At 67.8% G+C, this 16,679-nt stretch carries 16 protein-coding genes and 2 riboswitches; of the genes, 13 read left to right on the top strand and 3 right to left on the bottom strand.

Annotation, left to right across the window (positions count from 1 at the left end; all coding sequences use genetic code 11):
* The first annotated feature begins 11 nt into the window (after window positions 1–11).
* Entirely contained in the window at window positions 12–974 is a 963-nt protein-coding gene (gene cobD, locus BRA1253DRAFT_RS08775) for a threonine-phosphate decarboxylase CobD (RefSeq protein WP_007593170.1), read from the top strand.
* On the opposite strand, the gene BRA1253DRAFT_RS08770 is transcribed toward cobD, so the two are convergent.
* Window positions 963–2,411 carry a cobyric acid synthase gene (locus tag BRA1253DRAFT_RS08770; RefSeq protein WP_035993045.1) on the bottom strand — a complete coding sequence of 483 codons (1,449 nt, stop codon included), beginning with the start codon at window positions 2,409–2,411 and terminating at the stop codon, window positions 963–965. The two genes, cobD and BRA1253DRAFT_RS08770, sit on opposite strands and share 12 nt — an antisense overlap.
* A 10-nt stretch (window positions 2,412–2,421) precedes the next feature.
* Window positions 2,422–3,057, bottom strand: a complete 636-nt coding sequence (gene cobO / locus BRA1253DRAFT_RS08765; RefSeq protein WP_007593167.1) for a cob(I)yrinic acid a,c-diamide adenosyltransferase — start codon at window positions 3,055–3,057, stop codon at window positions 2,422–2,424.
* A gap of 40 nt (window positions 3,058–3,097) precedes the next feature.
* Window positions 3,098–3,316: riboswitch (cobalamin riboswitch) on the top strand.
* Window positions 3,317–3,410: 94 nt separating this feature from the next.
* Between cobO and BRA1253DRAFT_RS08760 the strand changes: the two genes are divergently transcribed.
* The 7 genes from BRA1253DRAFT_RS08760 to cobJ are packed head-to-tail and all read left to right on the top strand — an operon-like array spanning window position 3,411 to window position 11,327.
* Window positions 3,411–3,794, top strand: a complete 384-nt coding sequence (locus BRA1253DRAFT_RS08760) for a DUF1636 domain-containing protein (protein ID WP_007593166.1) — start codon at window positions 3,411–3,413, stop codon at window positions 3,792–3,794.
* The gene (gene cobW, locus BRA1253DRAFT_RS08755) at window positions 3,791–4,825 is read left to right on the top strand and encodes a cobalamin biosynthesis protein CobW (protein WP_007593165.1); all 1,035 of its coding nucleotides are present in this window, start codon (window positions 3,791–3,793) and stop codon (window positions 4,823–4,825) included. The genes BRA1253DRAFT_RS08760 and cobW overlap by 4 nt, the downstream gene beginning before the upstream one ends.
* The gene (cobN, locus tag BRA1253DRAFT_RS08750) at window positions 4,825–8,073 is read left to right on the top strand and encodes a cobaltochelatase subunit CobN (protein ID WP_007593164.1); all 3,249 of its coding nucleotides are present in this window, start codon (window positions 4,825–4,827) and stop codon (window positions 8,071–8,073) included. The genes cobW and cobN overlap by 1 nt, the downstream gene beginning before the upstream one ends.
* Window positions 8,070–9,233: a precorrin-3B synthase gene (gene cobG / locus BRA1253DRAFT_RS08745; protein WP_007593163.1), complete on the top strand. Its 1,164-nt coding sequence runs from the start codon at window positions 8,070–8,072 to the stop codon at window positions 9,231–9,233. The genes cobN and cobG overlap by 4 nt, the downstream gene beginning before the upstream one ends.
* Window positions 9,233–9,862, top strand: a complete 630-nt coding sequence (locus tag BRA1253DRAFT_RS08740; protein WP_007593162.1) for a precorrin-8X methylmutase — start codon at window positions 9,233–9,235, stop codon at window positions 9,860–9,862. Before cobG ends, BRA1253DRAFT_RS08740 begins: the two co-directional genes overlap by 1 nt.
* A gap of 2 nt (window positions 9,863–9,864) precedes the next feature.
* A complete protein-coding gene (locus tag BRA1253DRAFT_RS08735) occupies window positions 9,865–10,596 on the top strand; it encodes a precorrin-2 C(20)-methyltransferase (protein ID WP_007593160.1) in 732 nt (243 codons plus the stop codon).
* Entirely contained in the window at window positions 10,593–11,327 is a 735-nt protein-coding gene (gene cobJ / locus BRA1253DRAFT_RS08730; protein ID WP_007593158.1) for a precorrin-3B C(17)-methyltransferase, read from the top strand. The genes BRA1253DRAFT_RS08735 and cobJ overlap by 4 nt, the downstream gene beginning before the upstream one ends.
* Here cobJ and BRA1253DRAFT_RS08725 read toward each other — a convergent pair.
* On the bottom strand, window positions 11,303–12,049 hold the full coding sequence (locus BRA1253DRAFT_RS08725; RefSeq protein ID WP_035995036.1) for a cobalt-precorrin-6A reductase: 747 nt from the start codon (window positions 12,047–12,049) through the stop codon (window positions 11,303–11,305). The genes cobJ and BRA1253DRAFT_RS08725 overlap by 25 nt on opposite strands.
* Here BRA1253DRAFT_RS08725 and BRA1253DRAFT_RS08720 point away from each other — a divergent pair.
* Genes BRA1253DRAFT_RS08720 through cobA form a run of 5 tightly spaced genes read left to right on the top strand, consistent with a single transcriptional unit; the run spans window position 12,048 to window position 16,411 of the window.
* A complete protein-coding gene (locus BRA1253DRAFT_RS08720) occupies window positions 12,048–13,229 on the top strand; it encodes a bifunctional cobalt-precorrin-7 (C(5))-methyltransferase/cobalt-precorrin-6B (C(15))-methyltransferase (protein ID WP_007593154.1) in 1,182 nt (393 codons plus the stop codon). The genes BRA1253DRAFT_RS08725 and BRA1253DRAFT_RS08720 overlap by 2 nt on opposite strands.
* The gene (locus tag BRA1253DRAFT_RS08715; protein ID WP_007593152.1) at window positions 13,226–13,594 is read left to right on the top strand and encodes a cobalamin biosynthesis protein; all 369 of its coding nucleotides are present in this window, start codon (window positions 13,226–13,228) and stop codon (window positions 13,592–13,594) included. The genes BRA1253DRAFT_RS08720 and BRA1253DRAFT_RS08715 overlap by 4 nt, the downstream gene beginning before the upstream one ends.
* A complete protein-coding gene (cobM, locus tag BRA1253DRAFT_RS08710) occupies window positions 13,591–14,373 on the top strand; it encodes a precorrin-4 C(11)-methyltransferase (protein WP_007593150.1) in 783 nt (260 codons plus the stop codon). The genes BRA1253DRAFT_RS08715 and cobM overlap by 4 nt, the downstream gene beginning before the upstream one ends.
* Entirely contained in the window at window positions 14,373–15,683 is a 1,311-nt protein-coding gene (locus BRA1253DRAFT_RS08705) for a cobyrinate a,c-diamide synthase (protein WP_007593148.1), read from the top strand. The genes cobM and BRA1253DRAFT_RS08705 overlap by 1 nt, the downstream gene beginning before the upstream one ends.
* Window positions 15,680–16,411: a uroporphyrinogen-III C-methyltransferase gene (cobA, locus tag BRA1253DRAFT_RS08700; protein ID WP_007593145.1), complete on the top strand. Its 732-nt coding sequence runs from the start codon at window positions 15,680–15,682 to the stop codon at window positions 16,409–16,411. The genes BRA1253DRAFT_RS08705 and cobA overlap by 4 nt, the downstream gene beginning before the upstream one ends.
* Window positions 16,412–16,456: 45 nt before the next feature.
* Window positions 16,457–16,677: riboswitch (cobalamin riboswitch) on the top strand.
* Window positions 16,678–16,679: the final 2 nt, after the last annotated feature.

The raw sequence follows: 16,679 nt of genomic DNA, 5'->3' as shown, positions 1-16,679 counted from the left end.
AAGAACAGCGCATGCGCGAGCACGGTGGAAATCTCGATCAGGCCCAGCAGCGGTTCGGCGGTCGCGCGGAGGACTGGATCGATCTGTCGACCGGGATCAACCGCCTGCCTTATCCCGTGGGCGAGGTGAGCTCGCGCGCGTGGAGCGCGTTGCCCTCGCGCGGCGAAATCGAGGCGCTGCATCAGGCGGCGCGGCACGCTTACCGCACGAGCGCGGCGGTTGTCGCGCTCGGCGGCGCACAGGCCGCGATTGAACTGCTGCCGCAACTCGCGCCGCCCGGCCGCGCGCGCATCCTCGCGCCGACCTACAACGAATATGCCGGGGTCCTCTCGGCTGCGGGCTGGGAGGTCCAGGAGGTCGGGGAGCTCGACGCACTGGCGGGCGCGGACCTCGCCATTGTCGTCAATCCCAACAATCCCGACGGCCGATGCCACACACCAAGGGATTTGCTGTCACTGCTGCCGCGCGTCGGCCGTCTCGTCGTCGACGAGAGTTTTGCCGATGTGGCACCGCAGCTTTCGCTTGCATCCGAGGACCGGCCGGGGCTGCTGATTTTGCGCTCCTTTGGAAAGTTTTACGGCCTTGCCGGCCTGCGGCTCGGCTTCGCGCTCGGCAATTCCTCCGACATCGCCAGGCTCGCATCGATGTCGGGGCCTTGGCCGGTCTCGGGACCGGCGATCGCGATCGGTTGCCGCGCTCTGCATGACGATGCCTGGGCCGAGGCCGCGTCCGCGCGGCTGGCGCGAGACTGCGTTCGCCTCGACGGCATGGTGCGGTCGCAAGGCTGGACGCTCGTTGGCGGCACGCAGCTGTTTCGTCTCTACGAGACGCCTGACGCGCTTGCGGCGCAGGAGAGACTGGCGCGTCGCCATATCTGGTCGCGCGTGTTCGCGCGGGAGCCGACATGGCTGCGCCTCGGGCTTCCGGGCGGCGACTCCGAATGGACGCGCCTGGCCGAGGCGCTAGCGCGCTAGCGCGAGCAGGCCGTCGACGTCGAGATGTTGCTCGATGTGATCAGCAAGCGCATCGAGCGCACTCTCGACCCTGGCGTGATAGGGCTCGTTGCCTGCGGGAATGTCGAGCTTCGCCAAGAACGCCTTGCGGAAATCATCCGACGTGAACAGGCCGTGCAGATAGCTGCCCTGCACGCGTCCGTCGCGTGAGATCGCGCCTTCCAGTTCGCCGTTCAGCCTTGCGAATGGCCGCGTGCGATCCGGCCCATCGGTGCGGCCGATGTGGATTTCGTAGGCCTCGATCGGCTGATCCGTCGCGGCATGCACGGCCGCGACACGCGTCAGCGTCTTCTGCGGGGTCATCACCGTCTCGACCTCCAGAAGTCCGAGACCCGGTGTATCGCCCGCGGGTCCCTCGATCCCCTCGGGATCAGTGACGCTTCGTCCGAGCATCTGATAGCCACCGCAGAGGCCGAGCACATGGCCGCCTCTGCGGTAATGAGCCAGGAGATCGATGTCCCAGCCCTGAGCGCGCAGAAAGGCGAGGTCGCCGCGGGTGGATTTCGAACCGGGAATGATGACGAGGCGCACATCGCCGGGAATTGCCTCGCCCGGCCGCACCATCACGAGATCGACGCCAGGCTCGAGCTTGAGCGGATCGAGATCGTCGAAATTGGCGATCCGCGACAGCGCGAGACAGGCGATCTTGCATTGGCCCGGCTTGCGCGCATCGCTCAGGCCCAGCGCATCCTCAGCCGGCAGCTCGCCGGCGCGCGCGAACCAGGGCAGCACGCCGAAGCCGCGCCATGCGGTCTTTTCTTCGATCAGCTTATAGCCGTCGTCGAACAGCGTGGGATCGCCGCGGAACTTGTTGATGACAAATCCCTGGATCATCGCGGCATCATCCGGGTCGATCACCGTCTTGATGCCGACGAGTTGCGCGATGACACCGCCGCGGTCGATGTCGCCGACCAGCAGGACCGGCACGCCAGCCTTGCGCGCAAAACCCATATTGGCGATGTCGGCCTTGCGCAGGTTCACCTCGGCCGGACTGCCGGCGCCTTCCACCAGCACGAGATCGGCGCGCGCCTTCAGCCGCTCGAAGCTCTCCAGCACCGCAGCCATCAATGACGGCTTCATCGCCGCATATTCGCGCGCACGCGCGGTCGCGATGCGCTTTCCTTGCACGATCACCTGCGCGCCGACATCGGTCTCGGGCTTGAGCAGCACCGGGTTCATGTCGGTGTGCGGCTCGACGCCGGCGGCGAGCGCCTGGAGCGCCTGCGCGCGACCGATCTCGCCGCCGTCGACCGTGACGGCAGCATTGTTCGACATGTTCTGCGGCTTGAACGGGAGCACGCGCAGGCCGCGTCGCACAAAGGCGCGCGCGAGGCCGGCGACGATGAGCGACTTGCCCACGTCCGAGCCGCCCCCCTGGATCATCAATGCGCGCGCCATCGCGAGTTTCTTAGAACTCGACGCCGGCTTGCGCCTTGATGCCGGAGCGGAAGGGATGCTTGATCAGCGTCATCTCGGTGACGAGATCGGCGATCTCGATCAGCTCGTCCTTGGCGTTGCGCCCGGTGAGCACGACATGCGTCATCGGTGGCTTCGAGGTCACCAGGAAATCGACGACTTCGGCGATGTCGAGATAGTCGTAGCGCAGCGCGATGTTGATCTCGTCGAGCACGACCATGCGGAGATTCTGGTCGAGGATCAGCTCCTTGGCCTTTTCCCAGCCGGCGCGCGCGGCTGCGATATCGCGGGCGCGGTCCTGCGTCTCCCAGGTAAAACCCTCGCCCATGGCGTGGAATTGGCAGAGGTCGCCGAAATGGCCGGTGAGCATGCGGCGCTCGCCGGTGTCCCAGGCGCCCTTGATGAACTGCACGACCGCGCAGGGGAAGCCATGGGCGACGCAGCGGACGATCATGCCGAAGGCCGAGGACGACTTGCCCTTGCCGGCGCCGGTGTGGACGATGATGAGGCCCTTTTCGCCGCTCTTGGTCGCCATGATCTTGTCGCGGGCGACCTTCTTCTTCGCCATTTTCGAGGCGTGACGGGCGTCGGTTTCGTCGGCCGTCTGGGTATCCGGTTCTGACGTCATCGGACGGGGTCCTTCGGCTTGACAAGAGGCGGTCGGGGGCAAATGGTGACCCGGCGTTGGTTCCTGTCCTACGACAGGCGAAGAGGGAATGCGATAGGGTCCGAATCGGCAAGATTTGGTTCCAAAATGCAGCCGCCCCCGCGACCGTGACCGGAGAGATGCCCGAAGCCACTGACCCCTAGGGGATCGGGAAGGCGGGGATCGAAGGGGAAACCCTGCTCCGGAAGCCGGGAGACCTGCCAGCGCGGACGATTTTGGACCGGCGGACGGGGTGTTCCGCGACGGGGAAACGGACCTTCGCAAGAACGGTTCGTGGGCCTCATCGCTTCCCGCTGTTTATTCTGGAAGAAGCGATGACCGTCACACTTCATGTCTGCATTACCTGCCGCGCCGGCCAGACGCTTGGCGAGGGCGAGACGACGCCGGGCAAGCGCCTGCATGGTGCGATCCTTGAGGCCGGTGTGCCCGACGGCGTCACCGTGGTTCCCGTCGAATGCCTGTCTGCATGCAACCAGGGTTGCTCGGTCGCGCTCAGCGCGCCCGGCCGCTGGTCTTATGTCTACGGCCGTCTGTCGGATGCGCATGCGAGCGACGTGGTTGCGGGCGCCGCGGCCTATGCGGCCGCGCCCGATGGCCTCGTGCCCTGGCGCAGCCGCCCGGAGATCTTCCGCAAGCAATCGCTTGCCCGCATTCCCCCCATTCTCACCTTGGCCGTCGTGCCGGAGGCCGCCGAATGAATTCGCTCGCAAAAGTCCCGGTCACGGTCGTCACGGGCTTTCTCGGCTCCGGCAAGACCACGCTGATCCAGCACCTGCTTGCCAACGCCAACGGCAAGAAGCTCGCGGTGCTCGTCAACGAGTTCGGCAGCGAGGGCGTCGATGGCGAGATTCTGAAATCCTGCGCCGATGCGAATTGCCCGGAAGAGAACATCATCGAGCTCGCCAATGGCTGTATCTGCTGCACCGTCGCCGACGATTTCATTCCAACCATGGAGAAGCTGCTGTCGCGACCGGTGCGCCCCGATCATATCCTGATCGAGACCTCGGGTCTGGCGCTGCCCAAGCCGTTGCTGAAGGCGTTCGACTGGCCGGAGATCCGTTCGCGCATCACGGTCGACGGCGTGATCGCGCTCGCCGACGCCGAAGCTGTCGCCGCCGGCCGTTTCGCGCCCGATCCTGACGCCGTCGAGGCGCAGCGTGCGGCGGACGAGAATCTCGACCATGAGACGCCGCTGTCGGAAGTGTTCGAGGACCAGATCGCCTGCGCCGACATCGTGCTGCTGACCAAGGCGGATCTTGCGGGCGCGGCAGGGCTCGAAGCCGCCAAAGCGGCGATCACCGCCGAGATGCCGCGCCGCGTGCCGATGCTGGCGATCACCGACGGCGCGATCGACGCGCGCCTCATCCTCGGCCTCGGTGCTGCCGCCGAGAACGATCTCGCCGCGCGTCCCTCGCATCACGACGGCGAGGAGGATCATGAGCACGACGATTTTGCGTCGGTCGTGATCGATCTTCCCGAGGTCACCGATATCGACGCGCTGGTTGCATCCGTTCAGCGGCTGGCGCGCGAGCAGAATGTGCTGCGCGTCAAGGGTTACATCGCGATGGAAGGCAAGCCGATGCGCCTCTTGCTGCAAGCGGTCGGCGAGCGCGTGCGCCACCAGTTCGACAAGCCCTGGGGCGCGGGTGCGAGGCAGTCAAAGCTCGTCGTGATCGGCGAGCACGGAAACATTGATGAAGCCGCGATCAAGGCGGGACTAGGTATCTGATGCACGTCGTCTTCCGCGAGAGCCGCGGTCTCGAGGAGACCGCGATACCAAGGGACATCGGCCAGGACCCGGCCGATCTCGTGGTGCTCTCGTATTCGGATTCCGATCTAGCGGCGTTCGCGGCCGGTTGGCGCCGTGGTCGCGACAGCCTGCCGTCGCTACGGCTCGTCAATCTCGCCGAACTCCGTCACCCGCTCTCGGTCGACACCTATATCGAGCGCACGCTGGCGCAGGCGCGCGGCATCCTCGTGCGTCTGATCGGTGGGGAATCCTATTGGTCATATGGGCTCGCGGCCCTGCAGCAACTGGCGAGGGAGCGCGGCATCGTGCTGGCCGTGCTGCCGGCCGACGGCCGCGACGATACGCGGCTGGACGCGTATTCGACCCTGCCGGTCTCGACGCTGCGGCGGCTCAAGGTGCTCTGCGACACCGGCGGCCACGTCGCATCGCAAGCCGCAATCGCGCAGCTTGCGCTGGCTTCGGGCCTCTATGCGGGGCCTGTTATCGGCGAGATGACCGTGCCCGAGATGGGTATTTACGATCCGGCGCGCGGCGTCATTGCCGCGCCGGCGTCGGATGAGGGCACGCCGCGAGCGCTCGTGGCCTTCTATCGCTCCTATCTCACCGCTGCCGACACTGGCCCGGTCGATGCCCTGATCGCCGCACTGCGCGAGAAGGGGTTCGACGCGCTTGGTGTGTTCGTCACCTCGCTGAAGGCCCCGGGCGTTGCGGATTGGTTGCGCACGTATCTCGCGCAAAATCCTCCGGCCGCGATCGTCAATGCGACGGCGTTCTCGGCGATGGGCGACGACGGCACGATGCCGTTCGATGCCGCATCCTGCCCGGTGTTCCAGGTCGCGCTCTCCACGGCACGGCGCGAGGACTGGGCGAGCTCGCTCCGCGGCCTGTCGCCCGGCGACCTCGCGATGCATGTGGTGCTGCCCGAGGTCGATGGCCGCCTGTTTGCGGGCGTGGTGAGCTTCAAATCGGCCGCGATGCGCGATCCCGATTTGCAATTTTCGCATCTGGCACACAGGCCCGACGAGGAGCGCGTGAAGGCCGTGGCCGCGCGCGTTGCGGCCTGGCAGCGCCTTGCGGAGAAGCCGGCCGCCGAAAAGCGGATGGCACTCGTGCTCTCGAACTATCCGGGCCGCCCGCATCAGATCGCGCATGCGGTGGGGCTCGATGCGTTGGCCTCGGTCGAGGCTTTGGCGTCCGACCTCGCGGAGACCGGCTTCGATGTCGATCCGGTCCATGCGCTCGGTGAGACGCTGCTCAAGCAGACCTTGAGCTGGAGCGTTGCCGATTACCGCGCTGCGCTCTCGTGCCTTCCGCAAGTCCTGCAGGATGATCTCGCGCAAGCCTGGGGCGCGCCGGAGACCGATCCGGGTTGCGGCGACGGCGCGTTCCATTTCGCCGCGATTCCATGCGGCCGGTCGATCATCGCGGTTCAGCCGGAGCGCGGCGATGCGACCAGGCGCGATGCCGAGTATCACGATCTCGCCCGTACGCCGCGCCATGCCTATGTCGCGTTCTATCTCTGGCTCCGAGCGCAGGGCTGTGATGCCGTCGTGCACATGGGCGCGCACGGCACGCTGGAATGGCTGCCCGGAAAATCCGTGGCGCTGTCGCAGGCGTGCTGGCCGGAAGCCCTGATTGGCGATTTGCCCGTCATCTATCCCTTCATCGTCAACGATCCCGGCGAAGCCGCGCAGGCCAAGCGGCGCCTGGGTGGCGTCACGATCGGCCATCTGCCGCCGCAGCTCGCCGCATCGGCGGTGCCGGACGGGCTGCGCAGGCTCGAACAGCTCCTCGACGAGTACTCGACGGCCGATGGCCTCGATCCCGCCCGCCGCCAGCGTCTGATCGCCGCGATCCGCGACGAGGCACGCGCGGCTGGCCTCGAAGACGATCTTGGCCTCGATGCAGCGGCCGCACCGGCCGAAGCGATCCCGCGGATCGACCGCTTCGTCTGCGACCTCAAGGAAAGCCAGTTCGGCGACGGCCTGCACGTGTTCGGCCGCGGCGCCTGCGGTGAAGCGGAACGCGACGCGTTGCGGGCCGCGCTTGCAGGACGGCGCGTCGCGCCGGGGCCGTCAGGCTCACCGTATCGCGGCCGTCAGGACGTGCTGCCGACCGGGCGCAATCTCTTTGCCGTCGATCCGCGCGCGGTGCCGACGCCGTCCGCGCATGCGCAAGGCATCAAGCTCGCGGAAGAATTACTCCGTCGTCATCTGCAGGATCATGGCGACTGGCCGAAGGGCCTTGTCGTCGATCTCTGGGGCTCGGCGACGATGCGCACCGCGGGCGAGGAGTTTGCCATGGCGCTGCATCTGGCCGGCCTCGCACCGCGCTGGGATCATGCTTCCGGCCGTGTGACCGGCTACGACATCATCGCGCCTGCCGAGCTTGGCCGGCCCCGCATCGACGTCACGCTGCGCGTCTCGGGCCTGTTTCGCGACGTCTTCTCAGGCCTCGCGCAATTGTTCGAGGCGGCAGCCGAGGCGCTGTCGGCCCGCGAGGACGAGGGCGACGAAAATCCATATCGCCATCGCACATCGCGCGTGTTCGCCCCGCGTCCCGGACAATACGGCGTCGGCCTCTCGGCAATCCCGGACGACTTCACGCCCGAGACGCGCCACGCCGCCGGCGAAGCCTGGCTGTCGGCATCGTCATGGGCGTTCTCGGCGGACGGCGAGATCAGGCTCGATCGTGCCGGCATCGAGAAGCGGCTCGCATCCGCCGATGCTTTTGTTCACGTGCAGGATTTGCCGGAAACCGATCTTCTGCTCGCGGCCGACTATGCCGCGCATGAGGCCGGCATTGCGGCGGCCGCAGCCCATCTCGGCGCGACAGGGCCATCGCTCTATCATCTCGACGCGACGCGCCCCGAGCAGCCGCACGCGCGTACGCTGACCGAGGAAATCTCCCGTGTCGTCCGCGCGCGCGCGGCCAACCCGGCCTGGATCGCGGGCATGATGCGCCACGGTTTTCGCGGGGCGGCCGAGATCACCGCAACGATCGAGCACATGGCCGCCTTCGCGCATCTGGCCGGCGCCGTGCCGCCGCATCTGTTCGACCTCTATTACGATGCGACGCTCGGCCATGACGACGTCCGCGCCTTCATGGCTCGCGAAAATCCGGCGGCACTCGCTGCGATGGAGACGTGTTTCGCGCGCCTGCATGAAGCCTCGCTCTGGCGGACGCGCCGCAATTCGATTGCGGCTGCGCTGCGGGAGGCGTCATGAGCGCTTCCGTGGTCAAGGGCTGGTGTCCCGGCGCGCTGCGCCCGATGCAATCGGGCGACGGGCTCGTGGTCCGCGTGCGTCCGTTCGGCGGCCGGCTCGAAGCTGCCCAGATCTCCGGACTGGCCCATCTCGCCGAACGCCATGGCAACGGCCTGATCGACGTGACCAGCCGGGCCAATCTCCAGATCAGAGGCGTCAACGAGACCAGCCACAGGCTGCTGCTCGACGGCCTTGCGCAACTGGCGCTGCTCGACCCGGATGCTGAGACCGAATCCCGTCGCAACATCCTTGTGACGCCGTTCTGGCGTGCGGGGGACGCGACCCAATCGCTCGCCGCCGAGCTCGAGGAGGCGCTCGCTGACAGCAAGCTCGAACTTCCAACCAAGTTCGGCTTCGCCATCGATGACGGCACTTCACGCGTGCTTGCGGGCGATTCCGCCGACGTGCGGATCGAGCGCGATCGTTCCGGCGGCCTGCTGGTGCGGGCTGATGGCGACAAACTTGGCCGCTCCGTCGCGCGTGGCGAGGCCGTGACCACCGCGCTCGCATTCGCCGACTGGTTCGTGACCTCAGGCGGCGCCAGAGGGGGGCGAGGGCGGATGGCGGCGCATCTTTCAGCCGGTGCAATCTTGCCGGCGGCATTGCGCGGCGAGGCCGAGCCGGCGCCGATCATGGCCACGGCGCGTCCCGGCCTCTATGCGCAAGGTGCGATGGTCGGGGTCGCCTTCGGGCAGATGGCGCATGCGACGCTCAACCAGTTCGCCGGTTGCGGACATGCGCTGCGCATGACGCCATGGCGGATGGTTTTGAGCGAAGGCAAGCGCGCCATGCCGAACGCGACTGGTCTCATCACCGAGGCCTACGATCCTGCGCTGCGCGTCATCGCCTGCAGCGGCGCGCCACGCTGTCGCGAGGCGCATGCCGATACGCGTGGCCTTGCCGCGGCCCTGGCCCCGAACATCGGCGCGGCCGCACGGCTCCACGTCTCCGGCTGTGCCAAGGGCTGCGCCCATTCCGGTCCCGCCGCCATCACTCTGGTCGCGACCGGCGCCGGCTTCGACCTCGTGCGCGCCGGGTCGACACGCGATGAGCCCATCCTGCGTGGGCTGAACCGCGACGACATTGTCCGAGATCCCTCCATCCTGATGGGAGGGCACTGATGCCGCACTCGTACGAGACCGACGGCGCGGCGATCTACCGGCAATCCTTTGCGACCATCCGGGCTGAAGCCGATCTTGCGCGCTTCACGCCGGACGAGGAGCAGGTGGTGGTGCGGATGATCCATGCCGCCGGCATGGTCGGCCTCGAAGCGCATATCCGCTTCACATCAGGCATGGCGGTCGCGGCGCGCGCGGCCTTGCAGAAGGGCGCACCGATCCTGTGCGACGCGCGCATGGTCTCCGAAGGAATTACGCGCGCGCGGCTTCCCGCGGCCAACGCCGTCATCTGCACGCTGGGCGACGAGACCGTTCCCGCGCTCGCGCAGTCCATGCGCAACACTCGTTCGGCTGCTGCCCTGGAGCTATGGCGCCCACATCTCGACGGCGCGATCGTAGCGATCGGCAACGCGCCGACCGCGCTGTTTCACCTCCTCAACATGCTGGAGGACCGGGACTGCCCGCGGCCTGCGGCGATCATCGGCTGTCCCGTCGGCTTTGTCGGCGCGGCCGAATCCAAGGCTGCGCTGATGGCCGATCCGAAGGTCGCCGCGTTGACGGTCGAGGGCCGCCTCGGCGGTTCCGCGATCACGGTCGCCGCCGTGAACGCGCTGGCGAGCCGGAGCGAATAGCGATGGGACGCATCATCTGCTGCGGTCTCGGCCCCGGCGATCCCGATATGATGAGCGTGCGCGCCGATCGCACGGTGCGCGGCGCCAGGCATGTCGCCTATTTTCGCAAGAAGGGTCGGCCCGGCCAGGCGCGCCGCATCGTCGAGGGCATGTTGGCTACCGACGTCACCGAATATCCCATGGAATATCCTGTTACGACCGAGATCGCCTTCGACAGGCCTGAATATGTCCAGCTGCTTGCCGGCTTCTACGACGAATGGTCGGAACGTCTGGCGCGGCTGGCGCGCGCAGTCGACGTGGTCGTGCTCTGCGAGGGCGATCCCTACTTCTACGGCTCTTTCATGCATCTGCACACCCGCCTGCAGGGCCGCGTCGAGATCGAGGTGATCGCCGGCATTCCCGGCATGGTCGGCTGCTGGAATGGCGTGGGACAGCCGATCGCGCTCGGTGATGACGTGACGACGGTGCTCATGGGCACGCTCGCCGAAGCAGAGCTCGAGCGCCGCATGCGCGATTCCGATGCGCTCGTGGTCATGAAGACCGGGCGCAATCTCGCAAAGGTGCGCCGCGCGCTCGCGTCCGCCGGACGGCTGGACGACGCCTGGCTGGTCGAGCGCGGCACCATGCCGGGCGAGCGCGTGGTGCGGCTCGCCGAGATCGACGCCGCCGACTGCCCCTATTTCGCGATCGTGCTCGTGCACGGCAAGGGCCGGCATCCGGACGCCGCCGAATGACGGGCACGCTGACCATCGCGGGGCTCGGGCCGGGCAGCGACGCGCTGGTGACGCCCGAAGTCTCTGCCGCGCTTGCCGCCGCGACCGACATTCTGGGCTACGCGCCCTATGTCGCGCGCGTGCCGCCGCGACCGGGACTCAAGCTGCATCCCTCCGACAATCGCGAAGAATTACAGCGCGCGAGCGAGGCCTTGCGGCTCGCGGCCGAAGGCGGGCAAGTCGTCATCGTGTCCTCCGGCGACCCCGGCGTCTTCGCGATGGCCTCCGCCGTGTTCGAGGCGCTCGAACAGGCGCCGCAATGGCAGGAGCTGCCGATCCGCGTGCTGCCCGGCATCACTGCGATGCTTGCGGCTGCCGCGCGCGCCGGCGCGCCGCTCGGCCATGATTTCTGTGCGATCAATCTCTCCGACAACCTCAAGCCGTGGGCGGTGATCGAGAAGCGCCTGCGGCTCGCCGCGGAAGCCGACTTTGCCATTGCCATGTATAATCCGCGCTCGGCGAGCCGGCCGGAGGGGTTTGGCCGCGCGCTCGCGGTGCTGAACGAGGCCGGCTGCGGCGACCGCTTCGTGATCTTCGCGCACGCGATCAGCGCCGTCGATGAAAAGATCGAGACCGTCAGGCTGAACGAAGCCCGGCCTGAGATGGCCGACATGCGCACGCTGGTGATCGTCGGCAACTCGCAGACACGCCGCGTCGGCCGCTGGATCTATGCGCCGAGGCAGGCCCGATGACCGAACCACTGCATGATCTCGGCCACGCTCTCGACGCGCAAACGTTCCGGCAGTTGCGGTCGCGCGATCATGATCACGGGCAGGCCGAGCCTGCGGGCTGCGTCGATCTTGGCGCGCGCGCCGTCGCCGCCCGAATTGCGGGCGACGATCCGAGTGATGCCTCGCGCGCGCAGCATCTCCAGTTCGCCCTCAAGCGTGAACGGCCCACGCGACACGATGACGTCCGCGGCGAAGGGCAGCGGCGCTTCGAGCGGATCGACGAATCTCAGCGTGTAGGCGTGCTGCGGCTTGGACGCGAACGGGGCGATGTGCTGGCGGCCGATGGCGAGGAACACATTTGCCGGCGCCTCGGGCAGTGCGGCGACCGCGGCGTCGATATCAGGTATGTCGATCCAGTCGTCGCCGGGCGCTTTGGTCCAGGGCGCGCGCTCCAGAGCGATCAGCGGCGTGCCGGTTTCCGCGCATGCCGCGACCGCATTGCGGCTCATCTCGGCAGCAAAGGGATGCGTCGCGTCGATCACATGCGTGATGTGCTCGCTGCGGATGTAATCGACAAGACCGCTCACGCCGCCAAAACCGCCAATACGCGTCGGCAACGGCTGAGCGGCGGGTGCGCGGGTGCGGCCGCCATAGGAATACACGGCAGCGATGCCGGCGCGCGCGATCTCCGCCGCGAGCAGGCTCGCGTCGGCCGTTCCGCCCAAAATGAGGGCGCGTGTCATGGCTGATCCCTGGCTGACCATCATCGGCATCGGCGAAGATGGCCTTGCCGGGCTGTCCGAAGCAAGCCGAAAGGCGCTCGATGATGCTGAAACTGTCTTTGGCGGTGAACGGCATCTTGCACTGGCCGGTGTAACCGGGTGCGGCCGTCCATGGCCGGTGCCATTCGATGCAGATGTCGTGCTGAGCTGCCGCGGCCGTCCGACTGCGGTGCTCGCCTCCGGCGATCCGTTCTGGTTTGGCGCCGGCGCGAGCCTTGCCGAGAAGCTCCATGGCGACGAATGGATCGCGCATCCGGCTCCCTCGACATTCTCGCTCGCCGCCGCGCGACTAGGCTGGCGCCTTGAAGCGATTGCCTGTCTTGGTCTCCATGCCGCGCCATTCGAGCGCCTCGTGCCACATCTGGCGCACGGTGCACGCATCATTTGCCTCGTGCGCGACGCGAAGGCGGCCGGCGATCTCGCGAAATGGCTGACGGCGCGCGGATGGGGTGCCTCGGCATTCTGGACGCTCACCGCGCTTGGCGGGCCGCGCGAAAGTATCGACGCGCATCGCGCCGATAGCTTCGCAGACCGTCTTGCCGGAACTCTGGTCGCGGTGGCCGTGGAGGCGAGAGGAGCGCAGGGCCTTCCCCGCAGCTCGGGACTATCGGACGAACTCTTCGTCCATGACGGCCAGATCACTAAGCGTCCGGTCCGTGCGCTTGCGCTCTCGGCGCTGGCGCCGCGTCCCGGTGAACGGCTGTGGGACATTGGTGCTGGCTCCGGCTCGATCTCGGTCGAGTGGGCGCTGAGCGGCGGGACGGCGATCGCCGTCGAGGCGCGCGAGGATCGCGCCGCGAACATTCGCAACAACGCAGCGGCGTTCGGGTTGGCGCATCGGATCACAGTCATCGCGGGAAAGGCGCCTGAAGCCCTTGCTGCGCTGGACGGGCCTGACGCCGTGTTTATCGGCGGCGGGCTCGACATCGCGATGTTCGACGCCGTCTGGTCGCGGCTCGCATCCGGAACGCGATTGGTTGCCCATGCAGTGACGCTGGAGACGGAAGCGCTGCTGGGTGAGCTGCACCAGCGCCACGGCGGCGACTTGATCCGGGTCGAGCTTGCGCATGCCACTCCGCTCGGCCGCTACCGGTCCTGGGAGGCGGTGCGGCCCGTGGTGCAATGGAGTGCGGTCCGATGAAGGTCGCCGGGCTCGGATTCAAAAAGGATGTCACGCTGGCCTCGCTGCATGAGGCGCTTCTGGCGGCCGGCGGTCCCGAAGGCCTCGCAGCATTGGCAACGGTCAGCGACAGGGCCGACGCGGAGGTGTTGAAGCAGCTCGCGCGCGAATGCGGCGTGCCGATCAAGGCGGTCGCCGCCGAAATGCTGGCCGGCATCGACACGCCGACCCAATCAAAACTCGTTGCCGAAAAATTCGGGACGGGATCGGTCGCCGAAGCGGCGGCTCTCGCGGTGGCTGGACCTCGCGCGCGATTGATTGCGACGCGGGTGGTCTCGCAGGATCGCACCGCGACCGCGGCGATCGCGGAGGGAGACGGCGCATGACGGTGCATTTCATCGGGGCAGGGCCGGGCGCCCCTGACTTGCTGACATTGCGCGGCCGCGACCTGATCGCCGTCTGTCCGGTTTGCCTCTATGCCGGCTCGCTGGTGCCCGAAGGCGTGCTGGCGCATTGCCCGCCCGGTGCGCGGATCGTCAACACCGCGCCGCTGTCGCTCGAGGAGATCGTCGCGGAGATCGCCGCCGCACATGCTGATGGCAAGGACGTTGCGCGGCTGCATTCCGGTGATCTCTCGATCTGGTCGGCGATGGGTGAGCAGCTTCGCCGCCTGCGCACGCTCGACATTCCCTACACGGTGACGCCTGGTGTTCCCTCCTTCTCGGCCGCCGCGGCTGCGCTGGAGGCCGAGCTGACGCTGCCCGGCCTTGCCCAGACGGTGATTTTGACGCGCACGCCGGGCCGCGCCAGCGCGATGCCGGAAGGCGAGAACCTCGCCGCCTTCGCCGCCACCGGCGCGGTGCTCGCCATCCATCTGTCGATCCATCTGCTCGACAAGGTCGTCGCCGAGCTGACGCCGCATTACGGCGCGGATTGCCCGGTCGCGATTGTCTGGCGTGCGAGCTGGCCCGACCAGCGCATCGTCCGCGCCACGCTCGCAACACTCGACGCTGCTGTCGGCAGCGAGATGGAGCGCACCGCATTGATCCTGGTGGGCAAGACGCTGGGCTCGGCGGATTTCTCCGAGAGCCGTCTCTATGCCGCCGATTACGACCGCCGCTACCGGCCGGTCGGCGCCGAGCCGCGCTTTCCGGAGGTGTCGTGATGGCAGCAGGGCTCGTCATCTCCGCCCCGGCCTCCGGCGTCGGCAAGACGACGCTGACGCTGGCGCTCGCCCGCGCCTGGCGCAACAGCGGATTGCGGGTGCAGTGCTTCAAGAGCGGCCCCGATTACATCGATCCCGCGTTTCATGCAGCCGCTACGGGACGCGCCTCGGTCAACGTCGACAGCTGGGCGATGGATCGCGGGACAATCTCGCATCTCGTCAGCCGCGGCATTGACGCCGATGTCGTGCTGGCCGAAGGCTCGATGGGTCTGTTCGACGGCGTCGCCGCGCGCGGCGTCTGCGGCACCGGAGCGACCGCCGACATTGCAGAGATGCTGGACTGGCCGGTGCTGCTGGTGATCGATCCCTCGGGACAGGCACAGACGGCGGCGGCGATCGCCGCAGGCCTTCGCGATTACCGCGCGGGTGTTCGCCTCGCAGGCGTCGTGCTCAATCGCGTTGCGAGTCCACGCCACGAAGCCCTCGTGCGCCGTGCGCTGCTGGATGTCGGCATCGCCGTGTTCGGTGCGCTGCCGCGACACGCCGAGATCAGCCTGCCGAAGCGACATCTCGGGCTGGTGCAGGCCGAGGAGCAGGCGGAAATCGGCAAGCTGATCGACGAGGCTGCGCGCTTTGTCGCCGAGCATGTCGATCTCGACGCAGTGCTGCGTTCGGCCGCCACCTGGTCCCCGCAACCTGCCGCGAGCGGCGTCAACGTGACGCCGCCCGGTCAGCGCATTGCGTTGGCCCGTGACGCCGCGTTCTCCTTCGTCTATCCGCATATGCTGGAAGCGTGGCGCGCGGCGGGTGCGGAGATATCGACATTCTCGCCGCTGGCTGATGAGGACCCTGATCCGGGCGCCGATGTGTGCTGGCTGCCGGGCGGCTATCCCGAGCTGCACGCCGGCAAGATCGCGGCCAATGCGCGCTTCCGCAGCGGATTGCGCGCATTCGCCGAAACGCGCCCGGTGCACGGGGAGTGCGGAGGCTATATGGTGCTGGGCACCGCTTTGACCGACGCCGACGGCATCAGCCACGAGATGACGGGCCTGCTCGGCCTGGAAACAAGCTTTGCCAAGCGCCGCATGCATCTGGGCTATCGCCTCGCCGAGCTCACAGCGCCGATGCCGGGGCATCGGGCGGGTGCACGCCTGCGTGGCCATGAATTCCACTATTCGACGATCCTCGCGCAGCCCGACACGCCGCTGGCGGTCGTGCACGACGCGACAGGCGCCGTCATCGCCGAGACCGGCTCGCGCCGGGGACAAGCCACCGGCGCGTTCTTCCATCTGATCGCGGAGGACCGGTGAGCGGTTTTGTCTCCTTCGTCTCCGCCGGCCCCGGCGATCCCGAGCTCCTCACGCTCAAGGGAGCCGCGCGCCTGCGCGAGGCCGACGTCGTGCTCTATGACGATCTTGCTTCGGGCGCGATCCTCGATCTGGCCCGGCCCGGCGCCAATCTCGTCGCGGTGGGGAAGCGGGCGGGACGGCCCTCGACCAAGCAGCACCATGTCAACCGCTTGCTGGTCGACTATGCCGTAACGGGCGCGCGCGTGGTGCGGTTGAAGTCGGGCGATGCTGGCATCTTTGGCCGGCTCGAGGAGGAGCTCGAGACGCTGCGCGAAGCGGGCATCGGCTTCGAGATCATTCCCGGCGTCACCTCGGCCTGTGTCGCCGCCGCGCAAGCCGGCATTCCGCTGACCCGGCGTCACACCTCCCGCCGCGTGCAGTTCGTGACCGGGGCGGACGTCACCGGCGAGCTGCCGCCAGATCTCAATTGGGTGGCGCTGGCCGATCCGGAGGCGACGACCGTGGTCTATATGGGCCGGCGGACGTTCCCGGCGCTTGTCGTCAAATTGATCGAGCACGGCCTCTCCCCAACCACTCCGGCGGTGTTTGCCGAATCGCTCGGCCGTCCCGATGAGCGGTTGGTCCGCACCACCATTTCGGAACTTGCCGAGCAACTTGCGCGGGGCGGGGCGGCCTCGACGGCGGCCGTGATCCTGTTCGGCGCGCTGGCGGGGGATTATCCGTCATGACCGCCTCGTCCGCCCTTCGCCCCTTGACGCCCGGCCGGCGAAAGGGGCACACAGGAGAGGCATGGTGCTCGACGCGGCGCAAAGCGCCGGAGCATAATCGGGAATGGGGATGGGCGGACCCAGTTGCGGCGCTCAAAACCCCAGCCGCCCCCGCGACTGTAAGCGGTGAGGGACTTCGATCAGCCACTGGGCCGCAAGGCCCGGGAAGGCCGGAGACTCCCAGTGAACCGCGAGCCAGGAGACCGGCCGTGCACGTTTTGAGGCCAAG

Source organism: Bradyrhizobium sp. WSM1253 (assembly GCF_000244935.1).
GTDB lineage: Bacteria > Pseudomonadota > Alphaproteobacteria > Rhizobiales > Xanthobacteraceae > Bradyrhizobium > Bradyrhizobium canariense.
The sequence above is the reverse complement of the archived record's forward strand: the minus strand, read 5'-3'. Positions and strand labels throughout refer to the sequence as shown.